This is a genomic window from Pseudomonas sp. MM227 (assembly GCF_947090715.1).
GTDB lineage: Bacteria > Pseudomonadota > Gammaproteobacteria > Pseudomonadales > Pseudomonadaceae > Aquipseudomonas > Aquipseudomonas baltica.
Genome location: NZ_OX352319.1, coordinates 2,415,429 through 2,434,225, shown reverse-complemented (window position 1 = coordinate 2,434,225; position 18,797 = coordinate 2,415,429). Strand labels below are relative to the sequence as shown.

At 63.0% G+C, this 18,797-nt stretch carries 19 protein-coding genes; 4 read left to right on the top strand and 15 right to left on the bottom strand.

Going from position 1 to position 18,797, the window contains the following annotated elements; translation table 11 throughout:
• Positions 1 to 65 precede the first annotated feature (65 nt).
• The 5 genes from ONG87_RS10975 to tusD are packed head-to-tail and all read right to left on the bottom strand — an operon-like array spanning position 66 to position 2,457.
• Positions 66 to 1,082, bottom strand: coding sequence for a glycosyl transferase family protein (locus ONG87_RS10975; RefSeq protein WP_264381224.1), 1,017 nt, complete (start codon positions 1,080 to 1,082; stop codon positions 66 to 68).
• A complete protein-coding gene (locus tag ONG87_RS10970) occupies positions 1,079 to 1,414 on the bottom strand; it encodes a TusE/DsrC/DsvC family sulfur relay protein (RefSeq protein ID WP_185793283.1) in 336 nt (111 codons plus the stop codon). The genes ONG87_RS10975 and ONG87_RS10970 overlap by 4 nt, the downstream gene beginning before the upstream one ends.
• A complete protein-coding gene (gene tusB, locus ONG87_RS10965; protein WP_122477931.1) occupies positions 1,411 to 1,704 on the bottom strand; it encodes a sulfurtransferase complex subunit TusB in 294 nt (97 codons plus the stop codon). The genes ONG87_RS10970 and tusB overlap by 4 nt, the downstream gene beginning before the upstream one ends.
• On the bottom strand, positions 1,704 to 2,063 hold the full coding sequence (gene tusC / locus ONG87_RS10960; protein ID WP_122477932.1) for a sulfurtransferase complex subunit TusC: 360 nt from the start codon (positions 2,061 to 2,063) through the stop codon (positions 1,704 to 1,706). Before tusC ends, tusB begins: the two co-directional genes overlap by 1 nt.
• Position 2,064: 1 nt before the next feature.
• Positions 2,065 to 2,457 (bottom strand): sulfurtransferase complex subunit TusD, encoded by a 393-nt coding sequence (gene tusD / locus ONG87_RS10955; protein WP_122477934.1) that lies wholly within the window; start codon positions 2,455 to 2,457, stop codon positions 2,065 to 2,067.
• A 596-nt stretch (positions 2,458 to 3,053) separates the two neighbouring features.
• Here tusD and ONG87_RS10950 point away from each other — a divergent pair.
• Positions 3,054 to 3,338, top strand: a complete 285-nt coding sequence (locus ONG87_RS10950) for a hypothetical protein (protein WP_192055960.1) — start codon at positions 3,054 to 3,056, stop codon at positions 3,336 to 3,338.
• A gap of 12 nt (positions 3,339 to 3,350) precedes the next feature.
• Here ONG87_RS10950 and ONG87_RS10945 read toward each other — a convergent pair whose 3' ends face one another.
• A complete protein-coding gene (locus ONG87_RS10945; RefSeq protein ID WP_163007561.1) occupies positions 3,351 to 4,886 on the bottom strand; it encodes a sensor domain-containing diguanylate cyclase in 1,536 nt (511 codons plus the stop codon).
• 205 nt (positions 4,887 to 5,091) lie between these two features.
• On the opposite strand from ONG87_RS10945, the gene ONG87_RS10940 reads away from it, so the two are divergent.
• A complete protein-coding gene (locus ONG87_RS10940; protein ID WP_264381223.1) occupies positions 5,092 to 6,051 on the top strand; it encodes a 2-hydroxyacid dehydrogenase in 960 nt (319 codons plus the stop codon).
• 108 nt (positions 6,052 to 6,159) lie between these two features.
• Here the strand turns inward: ONG87_RS10940 and ONG87_RS10935 are convergent, their stop codons facing one another.
• Entirely contained in the window at positions 6,160 to 6,420 is a 261-nt protein-coding gene (locus ONG87_RS10935) for an ogr/Delta-like zinc finger family protein (protein ID WP_122477941.1), read from the bottom strand.
• A gap of 302 nt (positions 6,421 to 6,722) precedes the next feature.
• Between ONG87_RS10935 and ONG87_RS10930 the strand changes: the two genes are divergently transcribed.
• Positions 6,723 to 7,103, top strand: coding sequence for a helix-turn-helix domain-containing protein (locus ONG87_RS10930; protein ID WP_192057036.1), 381 nt, complete (start codon positions 6,723 to 6,725; stop codon positions 7,101 to 7,103).
• A gap of 5 nt (positions 7,104 to 7,108) precedes the next feature.
• Here ONG87_RS10930 and ONG87_RS10925 read toward each other — a convergent pair whose 3' ends face one another.
• The 8 genes from ONG87_RS10925 to ONG87_RS10890 form a co-directional block, all read right to left on the bottom strand.
• On the bottom strand, positions 7,109 to 7,459 hold the full coding sequence (locus ONG87_RS10925) for a putative holin (protein WP_122477944.1): 351 nt from the start codon (positions 7,457 to 7,459) through the stop codon (positions 7,109 to 7,111).
• A 195-nt stretch (positions 7,460 to 7,654) separates the two neighbouring features.
• Positions 7,655 to 9,106, bottom strand: coding sequence for a SulP family inorganic anion transporter (locus ONG87_RS10920; RefSeq protein ID WP_185793291.1), 1,452 nt, complete (start codon positions 9,104 to 9,106; stop codon positions 7,655 to 7,657).
• Between the two features lie 117 nt (positions 9,107 to 9,223).
• Positions 9,224 to 10,060 carry an aldo/keto reductase gene (locus tag ONG87_RS10915; protein ID WP_185793292.1) on the bottom strand — a complete coding sequence of 279 codons (837 nt, stop codon included), beginning with the start codon at positions 10,058 to 10,060 and terminating at the stop codon, positions 9,224 to 9,226.
• A 77-nt stretch (positions 10,061 to 10,137) separates the two neighbouring features.
• On the bottom strand, positions 10,138 to 11,394 hold the full coding sequence (locus ONG87_RS10910; protein WP_264381222.1) for a dihydrolipoamide acetyltransferase family protein: 1,257 nt from the start codon (positions 11,392 to 11,394) through the stop codon (positions 10,138 to 10,140).
• Entirely contained in the window at positions 11,395 to 12,444 is a 1,050-nt protein-coding gene (locus tag ONG87_RS10905) for an alpha-ketoacid dehydrogenase subunit beta (RefSeq protein WP_122478262.1), read from the bottom strand.
• Positions 12,445 to 12,454: 10 nt separating this feature from the next.
• Positions 12,455 to 13,687 carry a 3-methyl-2-oxobutanoate dehydrogenase (2-methylpropanoyl-transferring) subunit alpha gene (locus ONG87_RS10900; protein WP_122477952.1) on the bottom strand — a complete coding sequence of 411 codons (1,233 nt, stop codon included), beginning with the start codon at positions 13,685 to 13,687 and terminating at the stop codon, positions 12,455 to 12,457.
• 284 nt (positions 13,688 to 13,971) lie between these two features.
• Entirely contained in the window at positions 13,972 to 15,165 is a 1,194-nt protein-coding gene (locus tag ONG87_RS10895; protein ID WP_244652385.1) for an NAD(P)-dependent oxidoreductase, read from the bottom strand.
• Positions 15,166 to 15,341: 176 nt separating this feature from the next.
• Positions 15,342 to 16,424: a glycosyltransferase gene (locus ONG87_RS10890; RefSeq protein WP_264381221.1), complete on the bottom strand. Its 1,083-nt coding sequence runs from the start codon at positions 16,422 to 16,424 to the stop codon at positions 15,342 to 15,344.
• 803 nt (positions 16,425 to 17,227) lie between these two features.
• Here ONG87_RS10890 and ONG87_RS10885 point away from each other — a divergent pair.
• Positions 17,228 to 18,775, top strand: a complete 1,548-nt coding sequence (locus tag ONG87_RS10885) for an MBOAT family protein (RefSeq protein ID WP_264381220.1) — start codon at positions 17,228 to 17,230, stop codon at positions 18,773 to 18,775.
• The last annotated feature ends 22 nt before the right edge of the window (positions 18,776 to 18,797 follow it).

Below are 18,797 nucleotides of genomic sequence, written 5' to 3'. Positions count from 1 at the left end.
CCTGTAGCAGCGGCGCGAGCCGCGTCGGCGGCATGTGCGGTAGGTCTGACATCACGCCGGTGCCGTTACAAGGACTTCGTACACGCCGCCAGGTCGCGTGCCGCCCATAGCGCGCGGGCTTCGTCGAAGGCCTGCTCGCGGGAGCTGCCCAGCCCTCGCAGGGCCAGGGCCATGGTGGAGATCAAGGCCATTTCGCCGTAGCTGTCCTGGCGCTCACCCTGCCAGAACTCAACCAGGTGGCCGGCTTCGAGAGTCGGCGGCTTCACGTGGCGCTGGGCGGCCAGGGCGGGCCATTCCTCATCCCAAGGCAGGTGGTCGCCGGTGCCATAGAGATGGCTGGCGCTGTCCGGGTTGATCTCGATTTCGCCACCGTCGCCCTTGACCACGATCGCCGTGTCGCCGAGCAGGCCGCTGGCATCGCGATGCACTGCCTGGTAGCCAGGGTGGAAGATGCTCTGCAGGCCACAGCGTGCCCCGAGCGGGTTGAGAATCCGCGCCAGCGAATGAATGGGCGAGCGCAGGCCCAAGGTGTTGCGCAGGTCGATCATGCGTTGCAGTGGCGCTGCCCAGTCCATCAACGGGGAAAACGCCAGGCCGTGCTGGTCGAGCGCCTGGCCGACGGCATCCCAGTCCCGACACAGCGCGATGTTCAAGGTGCCGAGCAGTTGTTCGCTGTACAGCCGCCCGGCGGTGTGGGCGCCCGCGCCGTGCATGAATATGCGCCGGCCGCTGCCGCCCAAGCATTTCGCAGCCAGCAGGTACCACGGCAAGTGGCGCTTCTTGCCAGCGTAGGTCGGCCAGTCCAGATCGACCGCCAGCGCCGGCGCCTGCAGGCGTTCGCGCAGGGCGAGGGTGAAACCGGCGAGTTCCTCGGGGCTTTCTTCCTTGTGCCGCAGCAGCATGAGGAAGGCACCCAGCTGTGCGTCTTCCACCTGCCCATCGAGCAGCATGCCCATGGCCTCGCGGGCTTCCTCACCAGTGAGATTGCGTGCGCCGCGCTTACCCTTGCCCAGGGCTCGCACAAATTGGGCGAACGGGTGCTCTTCGGGGGTTTCCAGCATCAGTGCAGGGTAGTCGGTCATATGCAATTGGTCGGTTTGGGCAGGCCCGCCAGCTTGGCAGCGAGTTTGGCAGGAGTGCCATTGAACAGGCGATTGAGGTGCAGACTGTTGCCCTTGTCAGCGCCCAGTTGCTGCGCGACGTACTTGATCAGCGGCCGGGTGGCAGGCGAAAGCTGGTACTGGGCATGGAAGCGGCGCAGCAGCTCGATGATCTGCCAGTGGTCAGGGGTCAGTTGCAGATCCTCGGCGCCGGCCAGCGCCTGGGCGACTTGCGGACTCCAGTCGGCGAGCGACTGCAGGTAGCCGTCCTGATCCAGCGCGATGCTGCGCCCGTCGACGATGAGTGTCGTCATAGCCAGCTATTGACCTTTTCATAGGCCAGCGTCAGCTCGACGAACGCCGGGTAATCGAGCAGCTCGACCCCGGGGTTGTTCGGCAAAGCGCGTGCCTGCGCATCTTCGGCCAGGGCAAAGACGGCGACGCCGGCGCTCGCCAGCGCTGCCCAGGGCTCGCTGCCGGGCGCCAGGGCGTAGACCGCATCGCCGCTGAGCAGAATGGCGTCGTCGTCGCCCAGCAGACGCAGGCAACTGTGCAGGCGCTGGTCGCTGAACGGCGAGTGTGACAATACGTGAAGAGTACTCATTACAAGGTCACCACAAGGTCGAAGCGCGCCAGCAGCTCGCGCAATTGCGCATCTGCAAGTGCCTGCGCGGGCAGGGCCAGCCCTGATTGGGCCAGGCCACGTTGGGCGAGGCTGGCGCTGCAGACGAACACCTCCTCGACACCGAACAGCGGCAGCGCCTGCAGGTTGGCCGCAAGATTCTTTTGTTGCACGGCATCCGGCGCCTGGTCATCCAGCAGCTGGTAGACACCGTCGTCGAGAAACAGCATGGCCAGCGGCAGGTCGTAGGCACCGCCGGCCAGGGCGATGTCCAGCGCCTCGCGCGCGGCGGGGCCTGCCCAGGGGGCTTGGCGGCTGATGATCAGCATGGACTTGGCCATGTCAATGTCCCCCGAAGCTGACGAGCCGATCGGCCTGCTGGGCGGCTTCGTGCAATTGCCCCAGCCCGGACAGCTGCCAGGGTTGGCTCAGGTTGGCGGCCGTGCGCTGGTAGCGACGTGCTTCTTCTTCGTCGAGCACGCCGCGCCGCAGGGCCGCGGCGATGCACACCACCGCGTCTATCTGATGTTCGACGACGAAAGCGCGCCACTGCGCCGCCGTGTCGGTTTCATCCTGGGCGGTGACGATGTTGCTGGAAGCCGTGTGCACGCCGTCCTGGTAGAAGAACACCCTCAGCAGTTGATGGCCTTGAGCCAAGACCGCTTGGGCGAATAGCAGCGCGCGCCGCGAGGCCGGCGAGTGGGCGGGCGAATAGACAGCGATGGCAAACTTCATGGTCGGCTCTGGTGTGGAACTGTGGCCATGATAAAGGCTGCCTTTGCAAAAAGCCTAGCAAGAAGCGCCGCGCGGGGAATCAGCGGCTGCGCGGAGCATCCGGACGCGGCTCGCGCCGCTGCTACACGGGTACACAGCCGTATCGCCGGTTGTGCGGTGTGGCTGAGCCCGAACAGCCCCACCGCGATCCCCGTAGCAGCGGCGCAAGCCGCGTCGGCGATATGTGCGACGCAGCCGGACCAAGCTCCCCGCAATCTCTGTAGCAGCGGCGCAAGCCGCGTCGGCGGTAAATGCGTATTGCCGGGCCCAACACCTGCGATGTCAGCCGGTGTGACAGCGTGCCGCAGTGCCGGCGCGCACCGCTCTGGGCCGCGCGATTGCGCAGACGAGCGGGCTTGGTTGTCATACATCTGCGCCTCCGCGCGGTTTACAGCGCCCAAGCAGCTGCCTAAAATTCATCCCAAGCGTCGGGGCCTGACCGGTCGACAGCACGCTACCCATAAAAAAAGCCCGTCCAAGACGGGCTTTTTGCGTTTCCAGCGCGCCTTTTTCCAGGCTGCCGCTCACACATCGCCACCCACCGAGGCCTTTTTTCCATGTTGCGCCTGTTTCTGCTGTTGCTGTCCTATTGCTACAAACGCGTCACCACCAGCCTGGCCTCCATGCGCGATCAGCGCATCGAAAACGCCTACTCGACCTATGAAGAAGCCGAGGAGGGTGGCCGTTGGTCGTGGTTGACGCTGCTGACCATCGCTGTGCTCAGCTTCTATATCCTCGGCAGCCTGGGCTTTTACGCCAAGGTGCATATCTGGGACGCGCTGTCCGAAGATCAGAAAAGCATGGTCATCGAGTCCATGGCCGCCAACCAGCAGATGCTCTGAAGCGGCCTTGCGCTAGACCACCAGCGGTTGTAGCGGATAGACCCGGTTGCGGCCCGAGCTCTTGGCCCGGTAAAGCGCCTGATCCGCCGCTTCCACGAGGCTCTGCGCGCGTACGTCCGGGTCGCTGTTGCGCCACACGTGAACACCGGCGCTGATGGTTACGATTCCCAGGTCGCTGCCCGCATGGGCAATCGCCAGCGCGCGCACCGCCAGCAGCACCTTTTCGGCGACCTGCCAGGCACCGGCCTCGTCACTCTCGGGCAGCAGCACCAGAATTTCCTCGCCGCCGTAGCGCACCACCAAGTCTCCCGAACGGCCTACACAGCTCAGCACCGCCTGGCCCACGGCCTTGATGCACTCATCCCCTGCGGGATGTCCATAGAGGTCGTTGAAGCGCTTGAAATGGTCGATGTCGAGCATGATCACGCCCAGTGGACGGGCGTTGCGTCGCGCCCGACCGATCTCGTCGGGCAGCGCCGCGTCCAGCTGGCGGCGGTTGGCCAGGCCAGTCAAGCCGTCCTGCATCGCCAGCTTCTGCAGCGCGGCGTGGGCATTGCGCAGTTCCGCCTCGGTGCGCAGGCCATGGCGAATCTGCCGGATCAGTGTCATCGCGCACAGACCCAAGGCTATCCCGACCACCAGCACGAAGACTGCAGAACGCAGCAGGTTCTCGTACCAGTTGGCCAGCAGTGACGCCTTGGATTCGGCGGTTTCCAGCACCAGCGGGTAATTGCGCAGCGCCTGGTAGCTGTACATCCGCTCGACATCGTCCACCAGCGAGCGCTGCATCAGCGTGCCATGGCTGGATTGCGGCAACATCTCGCTGAAGATCCTGCCCTTGGCCATGCTGCTGCCGATCACGTTCTCATCGAACGGGCGGCGCAGCAAAATGGTGCCGTCGTTGAGCAGCAGGGCGATGACCCCGCGCTCGTCCAGGTCGAAGCCGGCGTAGAACTGGTTGAAATATTCCACTTTCAAGGTAGCCAGCACCACGCCGGCAAACTTGCCGTCGGCACTGCTCAGGCGCCTGGAGACAGGAATCACCAAGGCGTTGGTGGAACGACTGCGAATGACCGGCCCGACATGCACCCCGGGGTCGGGATTATCCCGGTGAAAGCGGAAGTATTCCCGGTCGGCGTTGTTGATGCCTGGCGGATCCGCGAGATTGGAGCTGGCCACCCAGCGCCCTTGGCTGTCATAGATGAACAGCCCCTGCAACTGCTCCATCGAGCGCGTCCAGCCCTGCATCAGGTTGCGCAGACGCTGCACTTCGGCAGGCGCCGTGCCGTCGACCTGGATGCGCTCGATCAGGCCCAGCAGTACCGTGTCCGATTGCTTGATGGTGTCTTCGGCATGCTGGGCCAGCGAGCGGGCCAGGTTGGAGGTGGTGATCTCGCTGACATGCATGGCCTGCGCGCGCGCGGTGAGGGTCTGCCATACATCCAGCACGATCAGCGAGACGACCACCAGCGCCACGAAGAGGATAGCCATGCGCTGGGCCGAACTGTCGGACTTCAGGGCGGGTCGATACTGTGCGTCGTCTGGCATCAGGGGCTTCTTGATCGGCAGGTAGGTGCAGTCTAGTGGGTTACGCTCAGCATACAACCGCTGTCTGCGATGCAGGCCTGTGTGGTTGTAATCACCTTGGAGCAGGTTGTACGATGACCTTGGTCGTTTATCATACGGGCTGCGTGGCGTCGTTGCGCCACGCTTGGCTTCCATAACAATTTCAACGATGCAAACAGGAGGTTTCATGACACAGCCATCGACCCGCGACGTTCCCGTCTTGATCATTGGCGCGCTGCTGCCCAGCCTGCAGGAGGCCGTGGAAACCCACTTCGACGCGACCCGCTTTTGGGAATTGCCCGATCAGGACGCCTGGCTGGCGCAGCACGGCGAGCGAATCAAGGCGATCGTCACCTCAGGTGCCCTGGGCGCCAGCAGCGAAGTGATCGCCCGCCTGCCCAAGCTCGAGGCCATCTTCAGCTTCGGTGTCGGCTACGATTCGATCGCCGTCGATGCCGCCCGTGACCGCGGCATCGTGGTCACCAACACCCCGGCGGTGCTGGATGATTGCGTTGCCGATACGGCCATGGCCCTGACCCTGGATGTGATGCGCCGCTACAGCGAGGCCGACCGCTTCGTGCGCGCGGGCAAGTGGACCCAAGGCAAGTTTCCGCTCGCCAGCAAGATCGGCGGCAAGAAGATCGGCATCGTCGGCCTGGGCAACATCGGCGAGTCCATCGCCAGGCGCGCCGCGGCGTTCGACATGCAGGTGCTCTACCACAATCGCAAACCCAAGGCCGGTGTCGCCTACCAGTATTACGCCGACCTGGATACGATGATCGCCGACTGTGACGTGCTGGTGCTGGCGGTGCCCGGTGGCAAGTCCACCGAAGGCCTGATCGATGCCAAGCGCATCGGTCTGTTGGGCAGCAAGGGGTTCCTGGTCAATATCGCCCGCGGCAGCGTGGTCGACCAACCGGCGCTGATCGAGGCGCTGCGCGAGGGTCGGATTGCAGGCGCCGGCCTGGATGTCTATGAAGACGAGCCCAATGTGCCCCAGGCGCTCATCGACCTGCACAACGTCGTCCTGCTGCCACACCTGGCCAGCGGCACTCACGAGACACGCCAGGCCATGGGCGACCTGGTGTGGAGCAATATTCAGGGTTATTTTCACGACGAGCGCAAAGTGCTGACGCCGGTAGGCTGATACACATCCGAAAGCTGCCCGCGCAACGCGGGCATGCCGATGGTTGCTTGTTTGCTTGTTTGCACCGGCGCCGGCCGCCCTGATCGGGTGCCCGGCGCAGGCAGACGGTCAGGCGGCGCCAGCCGTCTCGGCCGGTTTGCTCGCCGCGCGACGCAGGGCGATGGGCGCGCTGGGCAAATGAATATCAGGGTTCGCCACCCCGCTGGGCGACAACTCATGGGTCATCTCGAACTCCGCCCGCACCGACCAGCCACAGATCTCGTTCGTACACTGCAGGTACGCCACGCGCAGGAACACATGGGTGCCCTCGCTGGTGCGGATGCGCATTCTGTTCTTGCAGTGAGGGCAAACCATCTTGTAAGTGCTCATTCTTCAAACCTTATGACCCGCGCCGTGCTCGTACCACTGAGACACCGGGATCAACTACAAAATTTTAAGTAAGTCTTCCTTGAGTGAACTGCTGGCGCTACCTGCGTCTTGCCTTTGCACAACGGGCGGCTAAATACAGTGAGTCTGAGTAGCCACGCCATGTAGGAAATTTCGTTATGATGTATGTAAGTTGTAGGGCTGCATCTTGGATATCCTTGATTTATGAACTAGGGTTAATATTAATATGCAATTCGAATAAATTAATATACTCAAATTGAGTGGGTCAAGCGGAAGTTCCCAACGTGTGTACCTCTGAAACAACCGAAGTGCTGAATCGGCTCAAGCATCTGTTGGCGGCTTCCAACGACGCAGCGCTGGCCAAGGCCCTGAGCATCAGCCCGCAAACCCTGGCCAGCTGGCGCGCTCGCTGCAGCATTCCGTACGCGTTGTGCATGGACCTGGCGCGCACCGACGGCATTTCCCTCGACTGGTTGCTGTTGGGCCGCGGTGCCATGCTGCTCGAACCACAGACGCTGCTCGCCGACGATGCGGTGGTTGCGGTGCTGGCCACCCTGCAAGGGCTGTGTGCCCAGGACCTGGAGCATGTTCACCAGGTTGCGCTCGAGCGCAAACGGCTGCGTGAGCTGGAACGGGAAGTTGCCAGCCTGCGGCGCTCGAACTGACGGGCTCAGGAACCTCTGAAACGGCGCAGAATGTCCTCGATGTCCAGCCCCCGAACCCAGTCTCGCAACTTCACGCTCAGCGGAATCACCAGCAGTGCGCAGCCGAAAGCGGCAATGCCCCCGGTAAGTTGCGGTACCTGATCGTGCACCATTGGCGCGAACAGCAGACCGACGCCGGCAGATAGCAGTAAGTTGGTCAATTTGCGCGTGCAGCTCGCGCCTTGTTGTCGGCTGATCACCAGGCAGGCGCCCAGTGCCGCGCCCAGCAGGTTATCGAAGGCTGGCCAGGAAGCTGACGCACCCAGTGCCAGGCCCGATGCCGCGGCGGCGCCAGCGACCAGAGTGTCCTGGTTCATGACGCGTCCCCCGGGGCCGGTGACCCGTCGCAATGGCACGATCCGTATTGTTCAAGCACTTGGCACCTCGCCTCGGGTCTGGAGCCGCAACCAGCGGCACTGGACCCATCCTCGCCCGGCGACTCTCATGGCTCAAGGATCGAGCCTTGTAGGAAAGCCGCACAGAGGTACCCCGCTTGAACGGCGCAGATGAACTCAGCCGATGGTCACGGCGGCGTGAGCCTTTTCCAGCAGGCGCTGGTTGCGCGAGGACAGCTGGCGCAGCTGGAGCTGCTTGCCGAACTTGCTGTAGCGGGCGGCGAGATTCTCCATGGTGGCGATGGCCGAATGATCCACCAGGTGCAGATGACGGCAGTCGATGTAGACCTGGTCCGGGTCGTTCTGCGGGTCGAACAGTGCCTGGAAATGCGTGGTCGAGGCGAAGAACAATGTGCCATGCGGGGTGTAGACGCGTGCCTCGTCGCTGTCGTGGACATCGCTGCGCATGTCGCGCGAGTGCTGCCAGGCGAAGGCCAGCGCCGCGATCAGGATGCCGCACAGCACGGCAGTGGCGAGGTCGGTGAACACGGTGATGATGGTCACCGCAATGATCACCACGGCATCGTTGGCGGGCACCTTGCCCAGCACCCGCACCGAACCCCAGGCAAAGGTCTGCTGCGCGACCACGAACATCACCCCGGCCAGTGCGGCCAGCGGGATGCGCTCGATCAGCGGTGACAGGAACAGAATGAACAGCAGGATCATCACCCCGCTGACGATCCCGGACAGCCGCCCGCGGCCCCCCGAACTCAGGTTGATCACGGTCTGCCCGATCATTGCGCACCCCCCCATGCCGCCGAACAGGCCCGAAGTGATGTTGGCCACGCCCAGCGCCACGCATTCGCGGTTGGGCTGGCCACGGGTCTCGGTGATCTCGTCGGTGAGGTTGAAGGTCAGCAAGGTTTCCAGCAATCCGACCATGGCCATCAGCAGGGCATAGGGGGCAATGATTTTCAGCGTCGCCAGGTCCAGCGGGATGCTGGGCCACTCGAAGCTGGGCAGGCCGCCGGCGATGGTCGCCATGTCGGCCAGGGTGCGCGTGGGCAAGTGCAGCCATTGCACCAGCAGACTGACGCCGATGATCGCCACCAGCGCGCCGGGTACGGCCTTGGTCAGGCGCGGCAGCAGGTAGACCACGGCCATGGTCAGCACCACCAGCCCGGTCATGATGCCCAGCTCACCGAACGGCAGCCATTGGCCGTCGTGGGTCTTGAAGTGTTCGAGCTGCGACATCGCAATGACGATCGCCAGCCCGTTGACGAAGCCCAGCATGACCGGGTGAGGCACCATGCGCACCAGCTTGCCGAGCCGCAGCACGCCGAAAATCGCCATGATCAGGCCGCTGAGCACGACGGTGGCCAACAGGTACTGCACGCCGTGCTGTACCACCAGCGCCACGATGACCACGGCCATCGACCCGGCAGCGCCGGAAATCATCGCCGGTCGGCCGCCCAGCAACGCGGTGAGAGTACAGATGATGAAGGCGCCATATAAACCCATCAATGGGTTGACCTGGGCCACCAGGGCAAAGGCGATGCACTCGGGCACCAGCGCGAAAGAGGACGTCAGGCCAGCCAGTACGTTACGGCGTATATCGGTCAAGGACATGCAATACCTATCAGCACAAACACCCCGCGGCTTGGCAGCCGTGGGGTGTGTCTAGCGTTGTTTTGGGAGACGATCAGTTTAACAGGTGTTGCGGGGTGTGTCTGTCGAGCGCCCGTGTCACGCGCCCATGTCGAAGGTGTCGGGGTTGGGGCCAAGCCGCCCGGTCTGCGGGATGTGGGCGATGGCCTGCATGTCCTGCTCGTCGAGCACGAAATCGAACACGTCGAGGTTCTGCGCAATGCGCTCCGGGTTGCTCGAGCGCGGAATGACCACGTGCTGGTTCTGGACATGCCAGCGCAGGATCACCTGGGCAGCGCTCTTGCCATGCTTCTCGGCGATCTGCGACAGCACCGGCTGGGAGAGCAGGGCGCCGCCCTGGCCCAGTGGGCTCCACGACTCGGTCACGATGTTCAGGCCCTTGCAGAATTCGACCAACTCGATCTGGGCGAAATCGGGGTGCAGTTCGATCTGGTTGACCGACGGCGTCACCCCGGTATCGGCAATGATGTGCTGCAGGTGCTCTGGATGAAAGTTGGACACGCCGATAGAGCGCACGCGGCCTTCTTCCTGGAGCCGTACGAAAGCTTTCCAGGTGTCGCGGTAGGCGGCCTTCTTGGGCAGCGCCCAGTGGATGAGGTACAGGTCGAGCTGCTCCAGGCCAAGCTTGGCCATGCTCGCGTCGAACGCGCGCAGGGTGCTGTCGTAGCCCTGGTCGGTGTTCCACAGTTTGGTGGTGATGAAGATCTCGTCGCGTGCCAGTCCGCTTTCGGCCACGGCGCGGCCGACGCCGGCCTCGTTGCCGTAGATCATGGCGGTGTCGATGTGGCGGTAGCCGGCCTTGAGGGCGGCCACGCTCGACGCGTAGGCCTGATCGTCATCGAGCTGCCAGACGCCCAGACCCAGTTGTGGAATCTGCACGCCGTCGTTGAGGGTGATCAGTGGTGCATGTGGCATGGGAGGTTGCTCCTGATAGCGGTGAGTCGATGGGGATGTCGACCCGCCGCTACCCGGCATAGTTCACGCCAGCAGCGCTAGACGAAGAGCATCGCCGGCTGCTCCAGCAGGCGTTTGACCGCCTGGATGAAGCGCGCCGCGTCCATGCCGTCGACCACGCGGTGATCGAAGGAGCTGGAGAGGTTCATCATCTGTCGGATCGCGATCTGGCCATTGACCACCATGGGCCGTTCCACCACGCGGTTGACGCCGACGATGGCCACTTCAGGCCGGTTGATCACGGGTGTCGAGGCGATGCCGCCCAGGGCACCCAGGCTGGTCAGGGTGATGGTCGAGCCGGACAGCTCGTTGCGCGCCGCCTTGCCACTGCGCGCGGCATGGGCCAGGCGGTTGATTTCCCCTGCCGTGAACCACAGGTCTGCAGCTTCGGCATGGCGCAGCACCGGCACCATCAAACCGTTGTCGCTTTGCGTGGCAATGCCCATGTGCACGGCACCGTGGCGAGTGATGACCTGCTGTTGATCGTCGTAGTGCGCGTTGATCTGCGGGAACTCGCGCAACGCCACGACCAATGCCCGGATCAACAGCGGCAGCAGGGTCAGCTTGCCGCGGCTCTCACCGAACTGCGTGTTGAGGTCGGCGCGCAGCGACAGCAGCGCAGTAACGTCGATCTCCTCGACATAGCTGAAATGCGCCACCTGCCGCGTGGCTTCCTGCATGCGCTGGGCGATCTTGCGGCGCAGGCCGATGACGGGGATGCGTTCCTCGTCGATTCGCGGCGTGCCGGTTGTCGCCTGTGGCGCGGTGCGGCTGCCACTCAGGAATGCGTCCAGGTCTGCATGCCGAATGCGCCCGGCAGGGCCGGTGCCGCGCAGGCCGGCCAGGTCGATGCCTTCGTCGCGCGCGCGCTGGCGCACGGCCGGCGAGGCCAAAGGCCGCGAGGTCGCTTCGGCGGTGGGCTTGTTGCAAGCGGCCCTGGCCACCGGTACGGCGTTCGTCGGCGCGCTGGCCGGTACAGGCGCAACCGCCACTTCGGCGTCGTCGCTTGCGTCCACGGCTACCGGGGTCTGGGCCTCGTGATGATTGCCGGTGCCCTGGACCTCGATGCGGATCAACTCGGCCCCTACCGCCATGACTTCACCCGGCACGCCCCCCAGGGCGACCACGGTGCCGGCCACCGAGCTGGGAATTTCCACGGTCGCCTTGTCGGTCATCACATCGGCCAATACCTGGTCTTCACTGACGGTGTCGCCGACCTTGACGAACCATTCCACCAGCTCGACCTGGGCGATGCCTTCGCCGATGTCCGGCATACGGATTACATGCGTGCCCATTCAGACCTCCATCACACGTTGCAAGGCAGCGCCGACACGCGCAGGGCCTGGGAAATAGGCCCATTCCTGGGCGTGCGGGTACGGCGTGTCCCAGCCGGTGACGCGTTCGATGGGCGCCTCCAGGTGGTGGAAGCAATGTTCCTGCACCAGCGCCACCAGCTCGGCGCCGAAGCCGCAGGTGCGGGTGGCTTCGTGGACCACCACGCAGCGTCCGGTTTTCTGCACCGAAGCGACGATGGTGTCCAGGTCCAGCGGCCACAGGCTGCGCAGGTCGATCACCTCGGCGTCGATCCCGGTCTCCTCGGCGGCGGTGACCGCCACGTAGACGGTGGTGCCGTAGGTCAGCACCGTGACTTCGCTGCCCGGCCGCACGATGGCGGCGCTGTCCAGTGGCACGCTGTAGTAGCCCTCGGGTACCGCGCTGGCGGCGTGCTTGGACCACGGCGTCACGGGCCGGTCGTGATGACCGTCGAAGGGTCCGTTGTAGAGCCGCTTGGGCTCCAGGAAAATCACCGGATCGTCGTTCTCGATCGCGGCGATCAGCAGCCCTTTGGCGTCGTAGGGGTTGGAGGGCATGACGGTGCGCAGACCGCAGACCTGGGTGAAGATCGCTTCCGGGCTCTGGCTGTGCGTCTGGCCGCCGTAGATGCCGCCGCCGCAGGGCATGCGTACGGTCATCGGCGCGCTGAACTGCCCGGCCGAGCGAAAGCGCAGGCGCGCGGCCTCCGATGCCAGTTGGTCGTAGGCGGGGTAGACGTAGTCGGCGAACTGGATCTCGGCCACCGGGCGCAGGCCATAGGCGCCCATGCCGACCGCGATGCCGACGATGCCGCTCTCGGAAATCGGCGTGTCGAACACTCGCGAGCGCCCGTACTTGGCTTGCAGCCCTTCGGTGCAGCGGAACACCCCGCCGAAATAGCCGATGTCCTGGCCGAAGGCGACCACGTTGGGGTCGCGCTCGAGCATGACGTCCATGGCCGAACGGATGGCCTGGACCATGCTCATGATGGCCGTGCTGTTTGCTTTCTCGACCGGTGTTTCTGTAGGCATATTCATGATGTCAGGCTCCCATCTGCTGACGTTGCCGACGCAGATGCTCGGGCATGTCCTTGTACACGTCTTCGAAAATGGTCGCGGCGCTTGCGACCCGACCACTGACCAGCGTGCCAAATTGTTCGGCCGCCTTCAGCGCTGCAATGACCTGTGCCTCGATCTCGCTTTCCAGGGCGGCGTGGCGCTCTTCGCTCCAGACACCGGTAACGATCAAATGCTGCTTGAGGCGGGCAATCGGATCGCCCAGCGGAAAGTGCTGGCCATCGTCGGCAGGGCGGTATTTGGAAGGGTCGTCTGAGGTGGAGTGGGGGCCGGAGCGGTAGGTGACCCATTCGATCAAGGTCGGCCCGTGGTTGCGCCGAGCGCGTTCTGCGGCCCAGCGCGAGGCGGCGAATACCGCGAGGAAATCGTTGCCGTCCACCCGCAGCGAGGCTATGCCACAGCCCACGCCGCGCCCGGCGAAGGTCGTGGCTTCACCGCCAGCGATACCCTGGAACGACGAGATCGCCCACTGGTTGTTGACCACGTTGAGAATGACCGGCGCGCGGTAGACGTGGGCGAACGTCAAGGCGGTATGGAAGTCGGCCTCGGCGGTAGAGCCGTCGCCGATCCACGCCGACGCGATGCGCGTGTCGCCCTGGATGGCCGAGGCCATGGCCCAACCTACCGCCTGGACGAACTGGGTGGCCAGGTTGCCGGATATGCTGAAGAACCCTTCGTTTTTGTACGAGTACATGACCGGCAACTGGCGACCCTTGAGCGGGTCTTTTTCGTTGGAGAACAGCTGGCAGATCATGTCCACCAGCGGCAGCTTGCGCGCCATCAGGATGCTCTGCTGGCGGTAGGTGGGAAAGCACATGTCGTCGGCGCGCAGTGCCAGCGCATGGGCGCTGCCAATGGCTTCTTCGCCCAGGCTCTGTATATAGAAAGACATTTTCTTCTGGCGCTGGGCGGTCACCATCCGCGTGTCGTAGATGCGCGTGGTGAGCATGGCGCGCAGGCCGTCGTGCAGCACCTGTTCGGGAATGTCTTCGGCCCACGGCCCCTGCGCCTGGCCGTCCTCGTCGAGCACCCGCACCAGGCTTGCGGCCAGGTCGGCGGTGGCTTGCGGGTCGACATCGACGGCGGGCTTGCGCACAGCGCCTGCGGCGCTCAGCTGCAGATAGGAGAAGTCGGTCTTGCAGCCGGGACGGCCGCTGGGTTCAGGCACATGCAGCCTGAGGGGAAGATAGTCGTTCACGTCGTCACTACCCTTGATCTTGTTGTTGTGGGTGCAGCGTTGGGGTTGAGTCTAGTCGGCGTTTGCCGACCGCTCGAAATCCAGGCCCCTTGAAACCAATGCTACGGCGCGGCGCAGGCAAAATCATGCCGAAAACGGTGAACGGCGTCGGCGGAATTGCATGAATCATGCGCTTATGAGCCGCTTTCGCAATGATTCATGCCGAGTCAGCGGTGGTGTTTCGGCAGGCCCGGAAACGCAAAAACCCGCCGAGGCGGGTTCTTGTGGTTGCAGCGGGGCGCGTGTCAGCCCAGGACGGCTTCGGCGCCGGTGAACAGCGGCTGTGCAGCAGAGCGGCCGGTGACCAGGGACAGGTCCTCGACCAGGATGCGTGTGCCCCTGCGTTGTTGCAGAACGATGTCCAGCGCGCGGCTGGGCTGCAGATCGACGTCGTCGAAGGTGATCATCTGGCCCGGCTCGACGGCGCGCTTCATGACCGCGTGGCTCATCAGGCCGATCGGTACGTGGTCCTCGTGACGGTCGATGATCACGCTCTCGCCGCGCAGCTGGAACCCGCCGATGCCGCGGCTGATCAGCTCGCCCGCCGGCATGGCATGCTTGGCGATGGCTGCGACGCCAACGGTGGGGTTGGTCGAGTTGTTCAGCAGGATGCCACCGCCGTTGAGTACGCGGCGCAGTGTCTTGCCGACCTCCAGCGAACACAGGTGGAAAGGGCGCAGCAGGGCGTAGTAGGGGCCCGCACCCAGTTTCAGGTACTGCAGCGCCTGGCTTTGCACGCGGTCATGGCGACCGACCAGGAACACACCGCCGGCAGCGTAGCCGCTGGGAATCACGTAGTCGACGATCGACTGGCCCAGGCTGTCGGCAAGGGCGCCCAGTATGGCCGAGCTTTCGTCGAGGTTGGTCGAAGGCAGGCCTTCCATGCCCTGACGGGTAATGGTCGCGCCGAAACCGTTGGCCACCAGCGCCTGTTCGATCTGCACCTTGGTGCCATCGGTGAACGAGGTGGTCTGCTCGATGCTGATGCCCTGACGCGACGACCAGTAGGCCATGTCCTCGTGGCTGGGGTTGTGGTTCAGGTAACCCTTCATGTTGCCGTACACCAGCGGTTCGAAGCCCATCATGATGGCCTCTTCACGCAGGGCTGCCAGCGAGCCGGGCTGATCGCCTTCGGCTTCGGTGATGAAACCCTTGCCTGCCAGGTACGAACCGGTCGTCACCTGCAGCTCGGCGTTGACGGTGATGACCCGCAGACCGGCACTGAAAGCGCGCTCGATGACCACGGTGCCGTGGCACACATCGCCGCTGCATTCGATGATCAGGTCACTGTGGTCGATCAGGTCGTCGAGCGAGTTGGTGAGTACGCCGTCCAACGGAAAATTCGCCAGCTCACGCACCGGGCGACGGGTCAGGACCCGCGTCACCTGTACGTCCTTGTAATGTTTGGCCAGAAGCAGAACCAGCGCGCGTGCAATCATGCCGGTACCGCTAACACCGATTCTGGTAACAGTCGTTTTGTCCATGGGGCGCACTCTCGAAAAGTTGAACAGCAGGAAACAGCTAGGCACAGCAGGCCGTCCGCGATCCTTGGTCAGGGACGGCGCCTGGGGTGTGCAGGTCCATCAGGGCAAAGCAAAATCCGGGTAAAACGTCATCAGCGCAGCGGGAACGTCGAACTCATGCCCAGCTTCGAGTTCTCGCCGTCGTGAATGGCTCGCTGCAGCAGCGCCAGGCGATCCTGGGCATTGCGGCGACGAGCGAAGTAAGTCAGCAGCGAATTGAAGATCTTGCGGTTCAGGCGGTACATCAACGGTGATGCCAGCCACACGTGCTTGTCGAACCAGGCCTGGTTGCGCGCCGAGTAGTAGGCGCGAAAATCCGAGTTGCCCAGCAGGAACGATTCATAGATGTTGCGAGTGTTGGCCTTGTTGTTCCAGGAATCCTCCAGCTCGTCGATGACCGCATCGGTGAGCAGATAGAGGTGCCCCCCGTTGGCAGTGATACGCCGGGTGTATTCGGTGTCGTCCACGTACAGGACCAACTCGCGGCGCGGCACGCCGATGCTTTCGTACAGGCTGCGATGGCCGAGCATGCCGCCATAAGGCGCGAAGGGCAGGCTGAGCATGGCCGCCGGTTTGCTGCGACGCTTGCCCCAGGGGCGACGGCGCCACAGTTTGTAAGGGATCTGCGCAACGTGGAAACCGAAGTAGCTCGAAGGCCGCTGCGTGGCGAAACGCAGTGGCACGCCCTGGGCGATGTCCTCCTGCTGGCCGGGGCGGAAGCCCAGCACGGCGACCTGGCTGCTGCCGTGCAAGCCTTCCAGGCGTTTGAGCTCTGCGTGCAGCAGCTCGACTGCAGCCGGCGTTGGCGTGTTGTCGTCGTCCATCATCCAGATGTACTCGGCGCCATTGGCCAGCGCGGCTTCGATGCCCACTGCGTAACCGTTGGCCGAGCCGCTGTTTTCCGCCAGCTGTATGACCCGCACGCGTCCCGGCCAGCGTTCGGCGAGCTGGTCCACCGGGGCGGTTGCAGCGTTGCTGACGATCAGCACTTCGTCGATTTCTGCAAAGCTCAAGGCATCGCCGACCAATTGCTCGAGGTAACCCAGGCGATCGCCGTAGGTCACGGTAACGATGGTCGTCCCCTCTTTGGGGCTTTTTTCCGCACCCGAGAACACTTCCAGGTAGGAGTAGCCATCAATGAGGATTGTCGAGTGTTGTTGCCGAGTATCGACCATGTGGATGCCTTCGCTTGAAAAGAGGAGGGGGTTTGCACCGCCCGTTGGTTAATGCTTTTTTCCGCGTGCTGCAGCGGAGCGCATTGAAACGAGTTTCAAGCGAGGCGAAAACTCTGCATGTTCTGTACTTGTGCTCGACATTTCTGTGCCCCATTCCATTTCGAGTTCAACTCTGTCAATCCGGATCCGTCAATCTGAATCCGTCAATCAGAAGTTAAAGCTACCGCCGGTCCATGCAACGCAGTGGGCGTGGTGTTTCATTTATTTGAATGGCGCTTTCACCGGAACCGGCTAGACGCTCTTCTTGCCTTCGGAAAGTCTCTGGAACGAGGTTTCATGGGCGTTGAAGCGAATTTAAGGTGGTGCTGGCATGTAAGTCAATGCAGCGAATCATGATTTTTGACAAAAATTTTACATTTGCCTTGTGTTTCGCGTAAGTCATTGATTTATATAGTAGTCAATGTTCTGTCGTGGCCATCTGTCAAGAATCCGTGCGCCAAATCAGGCGCGTCAAAAAACTAATTGGCTGTATTTCAACGGCTTTAACAGGGCGGCTTGCGATAAGAACTATCTTCTTATTGGAGGACTTGCGCAGCGCATAAGTTTGCGACATTCTTCTTTCCGTTCGTCAGGGGCAGTGAACTTTCTTCGTGCCCCGTTAAAAGTACCGTTTTCCTACTGCCCCGTTTCATGAATCTGCCACCGGCCGGACATGTGCGTGGGGCGTCTGGCCGTGTGCGCATCTGGACGACCGTTTGTTCCGAAAGACTTTTCAATGTCGCGCCACGCGTGGGGTATTACCGATGTTGTTCAACTCGATGGTATTCATCGCCGGATTTCTGCCGGTGGTCTTGCTGGGGTTCTTTCTGCTTGCCGGAACGGGACGTCAGCGCCTGGCTGCCATATGGCTGACCTTGGCGTCGCTGGTGTTCTACGGCTGGTGGAACCCCGCCAACGTCCCTTTGTTGCTGGGCAGCATCGCCTTCAACTACGTGCTGGCCGGGCAACTACTGCGTATGCGTTCCAAAGCACTGTTGATCATGGGTGTCAGCGCCAACCTGGCGTTGTTGCTGTATTTCAAATACACCGGTTTTCTGTTCGGCAACATCAACGAAGCGTTTGGTCTGGGCTGGACACTGCAGAACATCACTCTGCCGCTGGCCATCTCGTTCTTCACCTTCCAGCAGATTGCCTACCTGGTCGACACCCATGACGGCGAAGTGGTTGAACATGACTTCGTCAACTACTGCCTGTTCATCACGTTCTTTCCGCATCTGATTGCCGGCCCCATCACTCACCACCGGGAAATGCTCGAGCAGTTTCGCGATGGCGACAACTGCCGTCTGCAGCTGGTCAACCTGTCCATTGGCGCCAGTATCTTTCTGATGGGCCTGTTCAAGAAAGTCATCATGGCCGACCCCATTGGCGAGAAGGCCGCTCCGGTATTCGCCATGGCGGCAGACGGAACCGTACCCGCCCTGCACGAGGCCTGGATTGGAGCGTTGAGCTACACCCTGCAGATCTACTTCGACTTTTCCGGTTACACCGACATGGCCATCGGCCTGGGGCTGCTGTTTGGCATCAGCCTGCCGGCCAACTTCAACAGCCCGTTCAAGGCACGCAATGTCATCGACTACTGGTCGCGCTGGCACATGACCCTGACCCGCTTTCTTACCAGCTACATCTACAACCCGATCGTGCTGCGCATCGCCCGTCGACGCATGGCGGCAGGATTGCCGATGCCCAAGCGCGGCAAGATGAGCCTGGGTACGTTCTGCATGGTGGTGGCCTATCCGACCGTGCTGACCATGTTCATTTCCGGCGTGTGGCACGGCGCGGGCTGGCAGTTCGTGGCGTTTGGCCTGGTGCACGGCTTCTACCTGGTGGTGGCGCACGGCTGGCGCGCCTGGAAGGCTCGCCGGGGCTGGGCCGTGGACAGTGATCGCTGGATGCACCGGATACCGGCCGTGCTGCTGACCTTCACCTGCGTGGTGGTGGCCATGGTGTTCTTCCGCGCGCCGACCCTGGCCAGTGCCCTGGCGGTACTGGGCGGCATGCTCGGTTTGAGCGAGCTGCCGGCACAACTGGCGGCCAACCACCTGCGCAGTCTGATCATGATCGCCGCCTTGCTGGCGTTCGTCTGGACGCTGCCGAACATCCAGCAATGGATGGGCCATTTGCGCACCGCCCTCAACGCCAAGCCGGAGCTTCACTGGTTGCAGCGCCGAGTGCCGGCCAGTGCCTGGCAACCCAGCGCCACCGTTGGCGTGGGCATCGGCGTGCTGGGCTTCTTCGCGCTGGCCACGGCGTTCTCGGTTGCCCCCAGCGAATTCCTTTACTTCCAGTTCTGATCAATCACCCCGTTCTGATCAA

Coding starts and splice junctions, on each gene's coding strand:
- ONG87_RS10885 (WP_264381220.1), top strand. CDS start 17,228: ATGTTGTTCAACTCGATGGTATTCATCGCCGGATTTCTGCCGGTGGTC.
- ONG87_RS10940 (WP_264381223.1), top strand. CDS start 5,092: ATGACACAGCCATCGACCCGCGACGTTCCCGTCTTGATCATTGGCGCG.
- ONG87_RS10915 (WP_185793292.1), bottom strand. CDS start 10,060: ATGCCACATGCACCACTGATCACCCTCAACGACGGCGTGCAGATTCCA.
- tusC (WP_122477932.1), bottom strand. CDS start 2,063: ATGGCCAAGTCCATGCTGATCATCAGCCGCCAAGCCCCCTGGGCAGGC.
- tusD (WP_122477934.1), bottom strand. CDS start 2,457: ATGAAGTTTGCCATCGCTGTCTATTCGCCCGCCCACTCGCCGGCCTCG.
- ONG87_RS10920 (WP_185793291.1), bottom strand. CDS start 9,106: ATGTCCTTGACCGATATACGCCGTAACGTACTGGCTGGCCTGACGTCC.
- ONG87_RS10925 (WP_122477944.1), bottom strand. CDS start 7,459: ATGAACCAGGACACTCTGGTCGCTGGCGCCGCCGCGGCATCGGGCCTG.
- ONG87_RS10890 (WP_264381221.1), bottom strand. CDS start 16,424: ATGGTCGATACTCGGCAACAACACTCGACAATCCTCATTGATGGCTAC.
- ONG87_RS10970 (WP_185793283.1), bottom strand. CDS start 1,414: ATGACGACACTCATCGTCGACGGGCGCAGCATCGCGCTGGATCAGGAC.
- ONG87_RS10975 (WP_264381224.1), bottom strand. CDS start 1,082: ATGACCGACTACCCTGCACTGATGCTGGAAACCCCCGAAGAGCACCCG.
- ONG87_RS10945 (WP_163007561.1), bottom strand. CDS start 4,886: ATGCCAGACGACGCACAGTATCGACCCGCCCTGAAGTCCGACAGTTCG.
- ONG87_RS10935 (WP_122477941.1), bottom strand. CDS start 6,420: ATGAGCACTTACAAGATGGTTTGCCCTCACTGCAAGAACAGAATGCGC.
- ONG87_RS10895 (WP_244652385.1), bottom strand. CDS start 15,165: ATGATTGCACGCGCGCTGGTTCTGCTTCTGGCCAAACATTACAAGGAC.
- ONG87_RS10950 (WP_192055960.1), top strand. CDS start 3,054: ATGTTGCGCCTGTTTCTGCTGTTGCTGTCCTATTGCTACAAACGCGTC.
- tusB (WP_122477931.1), bottom strand. CDS start 1,704: ATGAGTACTCTTCACGTATTGTCACACTCGCCGTTCAGCGACCAGCGC.
- ONG87_RS10910 (WP_264381222.1), bottom strand. CDS start 11,394: ATGGGCACGCATGTAATCCGTATGCCGGACATCGGCGAAGGCATCGCC.
- ONG87_RS10905 (WP_122478262.1), bottom strand. CDS start 12,444: ATGCCTACAGAAACACCGGTCGAGAAAGCAAACAGCACGGCCATCATG.